This is a genomic window from Streptomyces sp. NPDC050147, assembly GCF_040660195.1.
Lineage (GTDB): Bacteria > Actinomycetota > Actinomycetes > Streptomycetales > Streptomycetaceae > Streptomyces.
In genome coordinates this window covers 175,602-187,432 of record NZ_JBFALJ010000002.1, presented here as the reverse complement: position 1 = coordinate 187,432, position 11,831 = coordinate 175,602, and the positions used below count along the sequence as shown (strand labels likewise).

The window sequence follows — 11,831 nt, the reverse complement described above, 5'->3', positions numbered from 1 at the left end:
GTTCCTTCGTGCTGCCTGGGGGCATCTCTTGCTGTTCCGCGACTCCGCCGCCGCGGTCGCCGCCGAGTGCATCTCTGGTGCACTTTTTTTCCGCCTGACGGAGCAGTTCGCGCACGTGCACGGTCACAAGCCCAGCTCGTCGGAGGTCCGCTCGTGGGAGCGGAGCATTCCGGTGCTCGCGAGCGCGCTCAACGACGCGGGGCTCAGCCAGGTTGAGGTGCTCCTGGAGTACGGACTGCCGCTGAACAGCAAGCGGGCCGATGCCGTGTTGGCCGGAGTGCATCCCGAGACCGGACTGCCGTCCTACGTCGTCGTGGAGCTGAAACAGTGGAGCAGCGCCGAGCCGGACGACGACGATCCGTCGCTGTGCCGCGTCGACGCGTACACCCGGGCTGTACTGAACCCCGTCGATCAAGTACGCGGCTACTGCGAGTATCTGCTTGCCTTCAACGGAGCGCTGGCCGAACACCCGGAACGCATCAGCGGTGCCGCTTATCTGCACAACGCCACTGAGTTCGGCGTAAGCGGGCTCTTCGAAGCTGAGCAGGACCAGTACGGCCAGCTATTCATAGGCGGGCGGCGTGGGGAGTTCGTCGACTTTCTGCGTTCGAAGCTGGGGGCGAAATCCGGCGCTTCGGCTGCGGACGAACTCGTGAACGGGAAGGTCGGCCCCTCCAAGCAGCTCATGGCGGTAGCCGCCCGAGAAGTGCGCGAGCGCGAGCAGTTCGTCCTGCTGGACGAGCAGCAGGTCGCATACCGCACGGTTCTCAACGCTGTCCGCCGCGCCAAGCGATCCGACCACAAGGAGGTCGTGGTCGTGACGGGCGGGCCAGGCACCGGCAAGAGTGTCATCGCGCTGTCACTCCTCGGTGAGCTGTTCCGGCAGGGCACCACAGCGCTGCACGCCACGGGCTCCAGTTCGTTCACGACGACGATGAGAAGGGTCGCCGGAGCCCGGAAACGTGAGGTGCAGGAGTTGTTCAAGTACTTCAACAGCTTCATGACCGCAGAGCGCAACAGCCTTGATGTTCTGATCTGCGACGAGGCCCACCGCATGCGGGAAACGTCGGCCAACCGCTACACACCGGCGTCGAACCGCACCGGCAAAGCTCAGATCGAGGAATTGATCGACGTGGCGCGCGTCCCGGTCTTTCTGCTGGACGAGCATCAGGTCGTCCGGCCTGGCGAGATGGGGACAGTCGCAGAGATCAAGGCTGCCGCCGCGAAAAAGGGGCTCCGCTGCCAGGTGGTGCCGTTGGACAGCCAATTCCGTTGCGGTGGCAGCGACGCTTATCTGCGGTGGGTGGTACGGCTGTTGGGGCTTGAGCAGGGTGGTCCTGTGATCTGGGAGCCCGACGGCAAGATGCAACTCCTGCTCGCGGACAGCCCGCGGGAGATGGAGGCGTTCTTGGACGAGCGCCGCTCGCAGGCTTACAGCGCGCGCATGTCCGCGGGCTACTGCTGGAAGTGGACGAAGAAAGTGCCGCCCGGGCAGGAACTGCCCGCAGACGTCATCGTCGGGGAATGGGAGCGGCCCTGGAACGTCTTCGGCGACCGGTCCGTCATGGGCGCACCTCCAGCCGCCCTGTGGGCGACCGATCCCGCCGGTTTCGGTCAAGTGGGCTGCGTGTATACGGCGCAGGGTTTCGAGTACGACTGGAGTGGCGTCATCATCGGCCCCGACCTGGTGTGGCGCGGCGACCGCTGGGTCACTGACCGTACGGCGTCCAAGGATCCGGTCTTCAAGAAGTCGACCCCGGACGCAGATGTGGACCGACTTATCCGCAACACGTACAAAGTGCTGCTGACGCGGGGAATGATCGGCACGGTGGTGTACTCGAGCGACCCCGAGACGCGCGCAAAGTTGCGGGAGCTGACCAACGCCCCGGCGCGGAACCGACTGCCCGACGGGGACGGCCCAGCGGTCAGCAGCGATAGCCGGCCGCAGGTCTCAAGCTCTTCTTGTCCGTGACCAGACGGACCAGGCGACGTCCTCGATGAGCCGGTCGATCCGAGCGAGCAACTCACGGTGGTCCTGAGCCAGGAAGGGGCCGACTCCGCGCGGAGCCGGCCCCTTTTTACCTGCGCGCCCTCAGACGGCCGAGCGTGGTGCTGCCTTCACCCGGTCACACGTTGAACCGGAACTCCACCACATCCCCGTCCCGCATCACATACTCCTTGCCCTCCATACGCGCCTTCCCCGCCGCGCGTGCCTCCGCGACCGAGCCCGTTTCGACCAGGTCCTCGAAAGAGATGACCTCGGCCTTGATGAAGCCCTTCTGGAAGTCCGTGTGGATCACGCCCGCGGCCTCCGGGGCCGTTGCGCCCTGGGGGATCGTCCAGGCTCGGGATTCCTTGGGGCCGGCCGTCAGGTACGTCTGGAGGCCCAGGGTGCGGAAGCCGACGTGGGCGAGGGTGGCCAGGCCGGGCTCCTCCTGGCCCACCGACTGGAGGAGTTCCAGGGCCTCGTCCTCGTCCAGCTCCACGAGGTCCGACTCCAGCTTCGCGTTGAGGAAGATCGCCTCCGCGGGGGCGACCAGGGCGCTCTGCTCGGCCTTGAACTCGTCGTCCGTCAGCTCCTCCTCGTCCACGTTGAAGACGTAGAGGAAGGGCTTCGTGGTGAGGAGGTGGAGGTCGTGGAGCAGCTCCTCCCGGCCCGAGCCCTGGACGATGCCTGCCGAGAAGAGCGTGTCGCCCTTCTCCAGGATCGCCTGGGCCTCCTCGACGGCCTTCACCTTGGGCGCCACGTCCTTCTTGATCCGCGACTCCTTCTGGAGGCGGGGAAGGACCTTCTCGATCGTCTGGAGGTCGGCGAGGATCAGCTCGGTGTTGATCGTCTCGATGTCGTCCTTCGGCGAGACCTTGCCGTCCACGTGCACGACGTTCTCGTCCTTGAAGGCGCGAATGACCTGGCAGATCGCGTCCGACTCGCGAATGTTCGCGAGGAACTTGTTGCCCAGGCCCTCGCCCTCGCTCGCGCCGCGCACGATGCCCGCGATGTCGACGAAGTCGACCGTCGCCGGGAGGATCTTCTGGGAGCTGAAGATTTCCGCCAGTTTCGTGAGGCGGGGGTCCGGGACGCCCACCACGCCGACATTCGGCTCGATCGTGGCGAACGGGTAGTTGGCCGCAAGGACGTCGTTCTTGGTCAGGGCGTTGAACAGGGTCGACTTGCCGACATTGGGCAGACCGACGATTCCGATCGTGAGCGACACGTTGCGACTTCCCGTACGTGGAGGCTGTGGGTGGACGGCCCGGAGGGCCGGAGCGACCGTAGGGCGATCCCCCAGTCTACGGCGTGCCGGCCCCGCCCTCGTCGGCGTACCGCCCTCCGTTCGAACGCATGGCCAAGGTCAGCCAAAGGGCGTGTCCCAGGCAGGATTATCGGTGTGGCTCGACCTAGGTTGGTCCGGTGGAGCAACACAGGACGCGTCCCCCTCAGCCTCCGGCCCGCCCTCAGCCTCCGGCCCGGCCGCGACGCACCGCGGACCTGCCCCCGCAGGGCAGGTCCGCCGACGCGGCGGCGGTCTACCGCGCCGCGCCGCGTCCCCGCCGCCCCGTCCCGCCCGTCGTACGCAGACTGCGCGCACTGCCGCTGTACCGCTCACTGCGCGCGATGCCCAACCCGCGTCTCACGGGGCTCGGCAGCGGGCTCTTCAGCGCCGCGACGATGTTCCTGCTCGCCTGTCTGCTGTGGCTGCTCTTCGGTAGCTCCTTGGTCGCGTACGGCGTGCTCTTCCTGCCCGTGAGCGCGCTGACCGCGTACTGGGTGCGGCCCGCCGACCTGATCACCGCGCCGATGGCCGCGCCGATCGCCTTCGCCGTCGGGCTCGTACCTCTCTCGGGAGGCAACGGCGGCGGCTTCGGCGGTCATCTCATGGGGCTCATCACGTCGCTCGCGCTGCACGCGGGCTGGCTGTACGCCGGGACGCTCGTCGCGGGTCTCGTCGTGACCGTGCGCCGGGTCAAGCGCATGGGGCAGCGGCGTCGGGCGCGCGTCGTCTCCCCCGTCACCGCAGCGCCACGGGGAGCGGCCCCGGCCTCGGCGAAGAGGCGTATGCCCACCTCGTAGGCGGCCAGGGCGACCCCCTACGGGGCTAGTCCCTCTCCGCCGCCGCCATCGCCGCGCCCACGATCCCCGCGTTGTTCTGCAGCTCCGCGGGGACGATCTCGGCCTTGATGTCCTCGATCAGCGGCAGGAACTTGTGTGACTTGCGGCTCACACCGCCGCCGATGATGAAGAGCTCGGGCGAGAACAGCATCTCCACGTGTGCCAGATACTTCTGCACGCGGTGCGCCCAGTGCTCCCAGCTGAGGTCCTCGTCCTCCTTGGCCCGGGACGACGCGCGCTTCTCCGCGTCGTGCCCGTGCAGCTCCAGATGGCCGAGCTCGGTGTTGGGGACAAGACGGCCGCCGGTGAAGAGGGCGCTGCCGATGCCCGTGCCGAGGGTGAGCAGGATGACCGTGCCCGTACGGCCACGCCCCGCCCCGAAGTGCATCTCGGCCACGCCCGCCGCGTCCGCGTCGTTCAGGACGGTGACGGGGACGCCGCCGAGCCGGTCGGACACCAGTTTCTGGATGTCCGTGCCGATCCAGCTCTTGTCCACGTTGGCCGCCGTACGCGCCGTGCCGCCGGTGATCACGCCGGGGAACGTGGCGCCGATCGGGCCCGTCCAGCCGAAGTGCTCGACGACCTCGCGCACCTTGTCGACCACGCCGTCGGGCGTGGCCGGGTGCGGGGTCAGTACTTTGTGCCGTTCTTTTGCCAGGTCTCCACGGTCCAGGTCCACGGGAGCGCCCTTGATCCCTGATCCGCCGATGTCCACACCGAAGATCTGCATGAGACCCACCGTACGACCCGGGCCTGGCCTCCGCGTTACTTCTTCGACAGCTCCGCGGCTTCGGCACGCAGGTCGCGGCGGAGTTCCTTCGGCAACGAGAAGGTGATCGACTCGTCGGCCGTCTTCACCGTCTCGACGTCTCCGTAGCCCCGCTCGGCCAGCCATTCGATGACGCCGTCCACCAGCACGTCCGGAACGGAGGCGCCCGAGGTGAGACCGACCGTGGTCACACCCTCCAGCCAGGCCTCGTCGATCTCCTCGGCGCCGTCGACGAGGTGCGAGGCGGGCGCGCCCGCGTCGAGGGCCACCTCGACCATGCGGATCGAGTTGGAGGAGTTCTTGGAGCCGACGACGATGACCAGCTCGGCGTCCTCCGCCAGCTTCTTCACGGCGATCTGGCGGTTCTGCGTGGCGTAGCAGATGTCGTCGCTGGGCGGGGAGATCAGGCCCGGGAACTTGGTCTTGAGGGCGTCGACCGTCTCCATGGTCTCGTCGACCGAAAGCGTGGTCTGGGAGAGCCAGACGACCTTGTCCGGGTCGCGGACCTCGACGTTCGCGACGTCTTCGGGGCCGTCGACCAGCGTGATGTGGTCGGGCGCCTCGCCGGACGTGCCGATGACTTCCTCGTGGCCCTCGTGGCCGATCAGGAGGATGTCGAAGTCGTCCTTGGCGAACCGGACGGCTTCCTTGTGCACCTTCGTGACCAGGGGGCACGTCGCGTCGATCGTCGCCAGCTTCCGCTCGGCGGCTTCCGCGTGGACCGTGGGCGCCACGCCGTGCGCGGAGAACATGACGATGGAGCCCTCGGGGACCTCAGCCGTCTGGTCGACGAAGATGGCCCCCTTCTTCTCGAGGGTCTGCACCACGTACTTGTTGTGAACGATCTCGTGGCGGACATAGATAGGGGCCCCGTACTGCTCAAGGGCCTTCTCGACGGCGATCACGGCACGGTCCACACCCGCGCAGTAGCCGCGGGGGGCGGCGAGCAGGACTCGGCGGGCAGGAGTCGAAGCAGTCATGCCCCCATCGTAAGGCCGAGCCCAGCGCGTCAAAGATCGGCTTCTTGGGGAGACTGAAGGCCTGCGTTCACTTACGGAGGCACGATGTCCGGTTACTCCGGCAACTCAGACACGACGGGCGGCGCCCACACCGTCACCGCCGCCGAGGGCGACGGTCTGCGGCGCAGTCTCGGCTTCCGTGATCTCGTCGTCTACGGGTTGCTGTTCATCGCCCCGATGGCGCCGGTCGGAGTCTTCGGGACGCTCGACGCCAAGTCGCACGGCGCCGTGGCCCTCGTCTACATCATCGCCACGATCGCGATGGCGTTCACCGCGTTCAGCTACGCCCAGATGGTGAAGGTGGTCCCCCAGGCGGGTTCGGTCTTCGCCTACGCGCGCGTGGGGCTCGGCAACGGCCCCGGGTTCATCGCCGGGTGGATGGCGATGCTCGACTATCTCCTCATCCCGGCCGTCGCCTATCTCTTCTCCGGGATCGCGATGGAGGCGCTCGTGCCCTCCGTCTCCCGGTGGGTGTGGACGGCTATCGCGGTCCTGGTGACGACGGCGCTGAACCTGTGGGGCGTACGGGCGGCCGCTCGGGTCGGGTTCCTCGTGCTCGCGATGGAGATCGTGGTCCTTCTTGTCTTCGTGGTGTCCGCGATCGTCGTCCTGGCGCGGGACGGGGCGGAGCGGGACTGGCTCTCACCGCTGAGCGGTGACGGCTCGCAGGGGGCGTTCGCGCTGGGTGCCGTGGTGGGGGCGGTGTCGGTGGCGGTGCTCTCGTATCTGGGCTTCGACGCGATCGCCTCGTTCGCGGAGGAGGTGACGGGGGGTTCGGCGAAGGTGGCGCGGGCGGTGCTGTGCTGTCTGGCGCTCGCCGGTGTGCTGTTCATCGCCCAGACGTATCTGGTGGCGCTCCTCGAGCCGGTGTCGTCGGCGCAACTGGCCGCCGAGCCGGCCAAGCAGGGGTCTGCTTTCTACGATGCGGTCGACTCGGCGGTCGGGGACTGGCTGCACGATCTGGTGGCCGTCAGCAAGGCGATCGGTGCGGCGTTCGCCGCGCTGGCCGGGCAGGCCGCGGCTGGTCGGCTGCTGTATGCCATGGCTCGTGACCGGCGGCTGCCGGGGGCTCTGTCGAGGACGGAATCCGGGACGCCTCGTCTCGCACTGCTGTGCGCGGCCCTCGTGACGCTGGTGGCCGCGGTGTGGGCGGCTCGGCGGGACGACGGGATGGACCACCTGGTGTCGGTGGTGAATGTGGGGGCGTTGACGGCGTTCGTACTGCTGCACGCGAGCGTGGTGGGGTGGTTCGCGGTGCGGAAGCGGGGCGGGGCGGTCAGCTGGTGGCGGCATCTGCTGATGCCGGTGCTCGGCGCCGCGATCACCATCGCGGTGATTGTCGAAGCCGCGGGGTCCGCGCAGGTGGTGGGTGCGGTCTGGTTCGCCGTGGGGCTTGCGGTGCTGCTTGGCCAGCGGGCTCGGCGCCGGGAGTCCTAGGGCCCTTCCGACGCGACGTAGGAACGGCAGCGGGCGCAGAGGCTCGGCCGCCGCCCCGCGCCGCAACAGGAAGCCCGCCGTGTCAGACCCTGCCGATACGCTCGGTGCATGGCTTTGAACACGTCCGCGGATGCCCCGCTGCCCGTCGGCGAGGTGTCGCGGCTCATCGGCGGGTGGATCGATCGGCTCGGCGCCGTGTGGGTCGAGGGGCAGATCACGCAGCTGTCCCGCAGGCCCGGCGCCGGCGTGGTCTTCATGACGCTGCGCGACCCCTCGCACGACATCTCCGTCAGCGTCACCTGCTACCGCCAGGTGTTCGACGCCGTGGCGGACGTCGTCTCCGAGGGCGCCCGAGTCGTGGTCCACGCCAAGCCGGAGTGGTATGCGCCCCGGGGGCAGCTGTCCTTGCGGGCCGTCGAGATAAAGTCCGTCGGCGTGGGGGAACTGCTCGCGCGGATCGAGCAGTTGAAGAAGAGCCTCGCCGGGGAGGGGCTGTTCGCGCCCGAGCGCAAGAAGGCGCTGCCCTTCCTGCCGCAGCTCATCGGGCTCGTCACCGGCCGCGCCTCCGCCGCCGAGCGGGACGTCCTGGAGAACGCCAGGCACCGCTGGCCCGCCGTCCGCTTCGAGGTGCGCAACGTCCCCGTCCAGGGCGTGCACGCCGTTCCGCAGGTCGTGCAGGCCGTGAAGGACCTCGACTCGCTCGACGCCGTCGACGTGATCATCGTGGCGCGCGGCGGCGGCAGCGTCGAGGACCTGCTGCCGTTCTCGGACGAGCAGCTCGTGCGGGCGGTCGCCTCCTGTCGTACGCCCGTCGTCTCGGCGATCGGGCACGAGCCGGACAACCCCCTGCTCGATTACGTGGCCGACCTGCGCGCCTCCACCCCGACCGACGCCGCCAAGAAGGTCGTGCCGGACGTCGGCGAGGAGTACGAGCGCGTGCGGTGGCTGCGGGACCGGGCCCGGCGCTGCATGGACGCCTTCCTCGACCGTGAGGACCGGGGTCTCGCGCACGCGCTTGCCCGCCCCTCCATGGAGAATCCGCACCGCATGATCGAGGAGCGCGAGGAGCAGGTCTCGGCGCTCGTCGACCGCAGCCGCCGCACGCTCGGGCATCTCCTCGACCGCGCGGAGTCGGAGCTGACGCACACCCACGCGCGCGTGGTGGGCCTCTCCCCCGCCGCGACGCTCCAGCGGGGGTACGCGGTGCTCCAGAAGCCGGACGGCGCGGTGGTGCGGGCCGCGGACGAGGTGACCGCCGGGGAAGAGCTGCGGGCACGGGTCGCCGACGGCCAGTTCACGGTACGGACTTTGGAGGGCGCGGGAGCCGCCGAAGCACCGGAAGCCGCATCCGCCGAGTAGGGCAGGGCGCAGGACACGGGGCGCAGGACCCGCGAGGCTCACGAGCCTTCCAAGCCACACGAGCCACACAGGCCATCCAAGCCACACAGGCCGTACGAACCGACATTTAGGGTGGGGCACATGACCAGCAAGACGGACGAAGCCGCGAGCCCGGCGGACGCACTCGGCTACGAGCAGGCGCGGGACGAGCTCATCGAGGTCGTACGCCGCCTGGAGACGGGTGGCACCACCCTGGAGGAGTCGCTCGCCCTGTGGGAGCGCGGCGAGGAGCTGGCGAAGGTGTGCCGCCGCTGGCTGGACGGCGCCCGCGCCCGCCTGGACGCGGCCCTTGCCGGGGCCGACGGGGACGGCGGCGAGAACGACGAGGACGACGAGGGCTAGGACGCCGCCGACGCCGCCCGACGACGCCCGAGTCGGAAGACCGTCCCCGTGACCTGCCGCGTTGTGAAGCGGATCACCAAGCGGCCGATTTTGTTGAAGGTTAAACCGCAAGGCCGTACCGTCGGTGACGCAAGCTGATCCACGCACGCACCGAGAAGGTTGATCCATGTCTCTCGTCCTTGACCCCGCCGCACAGGACCTGCTCTTCCGCGAGGCCCGCACCGCGAACTCCTTCACCGATGAGCCGGTCACCGACGAGCAGGTACGGGCGATCTACGACCTGGTCAAGTTCGGCCCGACCGCCTTCAATCTGTCGTCGCTGCGCGTCACGCTGGTCCGCTCCCCCGAGGCCCGCGAGCGCCTGGTCCAGCACATGGCCGAGGGCAACCAGCCGAAGACCGCGAGCGCCCCGCTCGTCGCGATCCTCTCCGCGGACAACGAGTTCCACGAGGAGCTGCCCGCGCTGTTCCCGCACTTCCCGCAGGCCAAGGACGTGTTCTTCTCGGAGCGCCCGGCCCGCGAAGGCGCCGCGCACCTCAACGCCGCGCTGCAGGCCGCCTACTTCATCATCGGCGTGCGCGCCGCCGGTCTGGCCGCGGGCCCGATGACCGGCTTCGACGCCGCCGGCGTCCAGAAGGAGTTCCTGGACGGCGACCACACCCCGCTGATGGTCGTCAACATCGGCAAGCCCGCCGAGAACGCCTGGTTCCCGCGCTCCCCGCGCCTCGAGTTCGACCAGGTCATCGAGACCGTCTGAGACTGACACGACTGACACCCTGCACGACCTAGGGCCCCGGCGCTGTTGTCGCCGGGGCCCCTCAGTCGTGCGCCGGGCTCAAGACGTCTTCAGCGCCTGCGCCATCCGCGTCAGCTGCCCGAACGACGCCGTGCCCGCGACCACCGTCGTCGCGCCCTTGTCCTCACGTACCAGGGCGTCGTACGTCTGCCCCTCGTAGCGGTGCCACGTCCGGCCGCCGATCTTCTCGGTCACCTTCGTCCGCTCGGCCCGCTGCGTGACCTCCTCGATGAACTTGACCGGCTTGGCCGTGGACTGCTTGACCGCGACGTACTCACCGGACGGGTCGAGGAAACCCAGGTGCCAGCTGTCACCCTTGGTGCCGTCGAACCGCACCGACGTCGGCTTCCACGCCTTGTCCAGGCCCTCGGGGGCCACCACCGGGTACGCCGCCGCCCGTCGCGCGGTCAGCAGCTCGATGCTGTAGTCGACGCGCTTGACGGGGGTCTTGGAGTCGTCGTGCGGGATGAAGACGTAGATCACGCCGGCGAAGAGGGTGATCACCGCCATCGACCACAGCATGTTCCGTACGGTCTGCTTGCCTTGTCTGCCTGCCACGCACCCATGGTCTCAGGCCCCGCGGACGGCTCTTCCCCCGGTGGCCCCTGAGCGTCCGGTCCGCTCATGCGTGGGGCCCTCTGCTCATTTTGTCGGCCTACGGATAGAGTCGTTCCAAACCCTCATCCGGCCGCCCTCCCGTCTCCCACCCCCGCCCTTCCAAGGACGCCCTACAGGCGCGCCACTTTTTTGTATCAGCAGAAAGGTGCTCTCCGATGACCGAGCATCATCTCCCTTCCGAGCTCGAAGTCTCTCCCGAGGCTCCCGACCGCAACCTCGCCCTGGAGCTCGTCCGGGTCACCGAGGCCGCCGCCATGGCCGCGGGCCGCTGGGTCGGCCGCGGCGACAAGATCGGCGCCGACGGCGCCGCCGTCAGGGCCATGCGGACCCTCGTCTCCACCGTCTCGATGAACGGCGTCGTCGTCATCGGTGAGGGCGAGAAGGACGAGGCACCGATGCTCTTCAACGGGGAGCGCATCGGCGACTCCACCGGTGCGGAGGTCGACATCGCCGTCGACCCGATCGACGGCACGACCCTGTGCGCGAAGGGGATGCCGAACGCCATCGCCGTACTCGCCGCCGCCGACCGCGGCGCCATGTTCGACCCGTCCGCGGTCTTCTACATGGACAAGCTGGTCACGGGCCCGGAGGCCGCCGACTACGTCGACATCAACGCCCCGGCCTCCGTCAACATCCGCCGCGTCGCCAAGGCCAAGGGCCGCTCGCCCGAGGACGTCACGGTCATGATCCTGGACCGCCCCCGTCACGAGGGCATCGTCAAGGAGATCCGCGAGACCGGCGCGCGCATCAAGTTCATCTCGGACGGCGACGTCGCCGGTTCGATCATGGCTGTGCGCGAGGGCACCGGCGTCGACATGCTCATGGGCATCGGCGGCACCCCCGAAGGCATCATCTCGGCCTGCGCGATCAAGTGCCTGGGCGGTGTGATCCAGGGCAAGCTGTGGCCGAAGGACGACGCGGAGCGCCAGCGCGCACTCGACGCGGGCCACGACCTGGACCGCACGCTGTCGACGACCGACCTGGTCCGCGGGGACAACGTCTTCTTCGTCGCGACCGGCATCACGGACGGCGAACTGCTCCAGGGCGTGCGCTACGCCGCGGAGACGGCCTCGACCTCGTCCCTGGTCATGCGCTCCAAGTCGGGCACGATCCGCAAGATCGACTCGGACCACCGGCTCGCGAAGCTGCGCGCCTACAGCGCGATCGACTTCGACCGCGCCAAGTAAGTGCGCGCCACGCACGCCAAGTAGGGTTCACCGTGCGCGAGTTGCGCACACCGGAGGGGGCGCCCCGTGCGGGGGACGCCCCCTTCGGCGTACGGACGCCACGTGCGCACTGAGCCACGTACGTCACGCAAGCCACGTACGTCACCTCAGTACG

Annotated in this window: 11 protein-coding genes; 7 read left to right on the top strand and 4 right to left on the bottom strand. The window is 68.9% G+C overall.

The genetic code is table 11. The features are described from left to right. The first annotated feature begins 28 nt into the window (after positions 1 to 28). Positions 29 to 1,972: a DUF2075 domain-containing protein gene (locus AB0I94_RS04530; RefSeq protein ID WP_363307918.1), complete on the top strand. Its 1,944-nt coding sequence runs from the start codon at positions 29 to 31 to the stop codon at positions 1,970 to 1,972. 154 nt (positions 1,973 to 2,126) lie between these two features. Here the strand turns inward: AB0I94_RS04530 and ychF are convergent, their stop codons facing one another. Then, positions 2,127 to 3,215 carry a redox-regulated ATPase YchF gene (ychF, locus tag AB0I94_RS04525; protein WP_363307917.1) on the bottom strand — a complete coding sequence of 363 codons (1,089 nt, stop codon included), beginning with the start codon at positions 3,213 to 3,215 and terminating at the stop codon, positions 2,127 to 2,129. Between the two features lie 197 nt (positions 3,216 to 3,412). Here ychF and AB0I94_RS04520 point away from each other — a divergent pair, with 197 nt between their 5' ends. Continuing rightward, positions 3,413 to 4,072: a DUF6542 domain-containing protein gene (locus tag AB0I94_RS04520; protein ID WP_363307915.1), complete on the top strand. Its 660-nt coding sequence runs from the start codon at positions 3,413 to 3,415 to the stop codon at positions 4,070 to 4,072. A gap of 25 nt (positions 4,073 to 4,097) precedes the next feature. Here the strand turns inward: AB0I94_RS04520 and ppgK are convergent, their stop codons facing one another. Then, positions 4,098 to 4,841: a polyphosphate--glucose phosphotransferase gene (gene ppgK, locus AB0I94_RS04515; protein ID WP_363307914.1), complete on the bottom strand. Its 744-nt coding sequence runs from the start codon at positions 4,839 to 4,841 to the stop codon at positions 4,098 to 4,100. 35 nt (positions 4,842 to 4,876) lie between these two features. Next, a complete protein-coding gene (locus AB0I94_RS04510) occupies positions 4,877 to 5,860 on the bottom strand; it encodes a 4-hydroxy-3-methylbut-2-enyl diphosphate reductase (RefSeq protein ID WP_363307913.1) in 984 nt (327 codons plus the stop codon). An 84-nt stretch (positions 5,861 to 5,944) separates the two neighbouring features. On the opposite strand from AB0I94_RS04510, the gene AB0I94_RS04505 reads away from it, so the two are divergent. The 4 genes from AB0I94_RS04505 (at position 5,945) to AB0I94_RS04490 (ending at position 9,833) form a co-directional block, all read left to right on the top strand. Further along, positions 5,945 to 7,336 (top strand): APC family permease, encoded by a 1,392-nt coding sequence (locus tag AB0I94_RS04505; protein ID WP_363307912.1) that lies wholly within the window; start codon positions 5,945 to 5,947, stop codon positions 7,334 to 7,336. A gap of 108 nt (positions 7,337 to 7,444) precedes the next feature. Then, positions 7,445 to 8,695, top strand: a complete 1,251-nt coding sequence (xseA, locus tag AB0I94_RS04500; RefSeq protein WP_363307911.1) for an exodeoxyribonuclease VII large subunit — start codon at positions 7,445 to 7,447, stop codon at positions 8,693 to 8,695. 120 nt (positions 8,696 to 8,815) lie between these two features. Then, positions 8,816 to 9,076 (top strand): exodeoxyribonuclease VII small subunit, encoded by a 261-nt coding sequence (locus tag AB0I94_RS04495; protein ID WP_363307910.1) that lies wholly within the window; start codon positions 8,816 to 8,818, stop codon positions 9,074 to 9,076. A 166-nt stretch (positions 9,077 to 9,242) separates the two neighbouring features. Then, positions 9,243 to 9,833, top strand: coding sequence for a malonic semialdehyde reductase (locus AB0I94_RS04490; RefSeq protein ID WP_363307909.1), 591 nt, complete (start codon positions 9,243 to 9,245; stop codon positions 9,831 to 9,833). Between the two features lie 78 nt (positions 9,834 to 9,911). Here AB0I94_RS04490 and AB0I94_RS04485 read toward each other — a convergent pair whose 3' ends face one another. After that, positions 9,912 to 10,430, bottom strand: a complete 519-nt coding sequence (locus AB0I94_RS04485; RefSeq protein ID WP_363307908.1) for a DUF4245 domain-containing protein — start codon at positions 10,428 to 10,430, stop codon at positions 9,912 to 9,914. A gap of 215 nt (positions 10,431 to 10,645) precedes the next feature. On the opposite strand from AB0I94_RS04485, the gene glpX reads away from it, so the two are divergent. After that, positions 10,646 to 11,677: a class II fructose-bisphosphatase gene (gene glpX, locus AB0I94_RS04480; RefSeq protein ID WP_363307907.1), complete on the top strand. Its 1,032-nt coding sequence runs from the start codon at positions 10,646 to 10,648 to the stop codon at positions 11,675 to 11,677. Positions 11,678 to 11,831 lie beyond the last annotated feature (154 nt).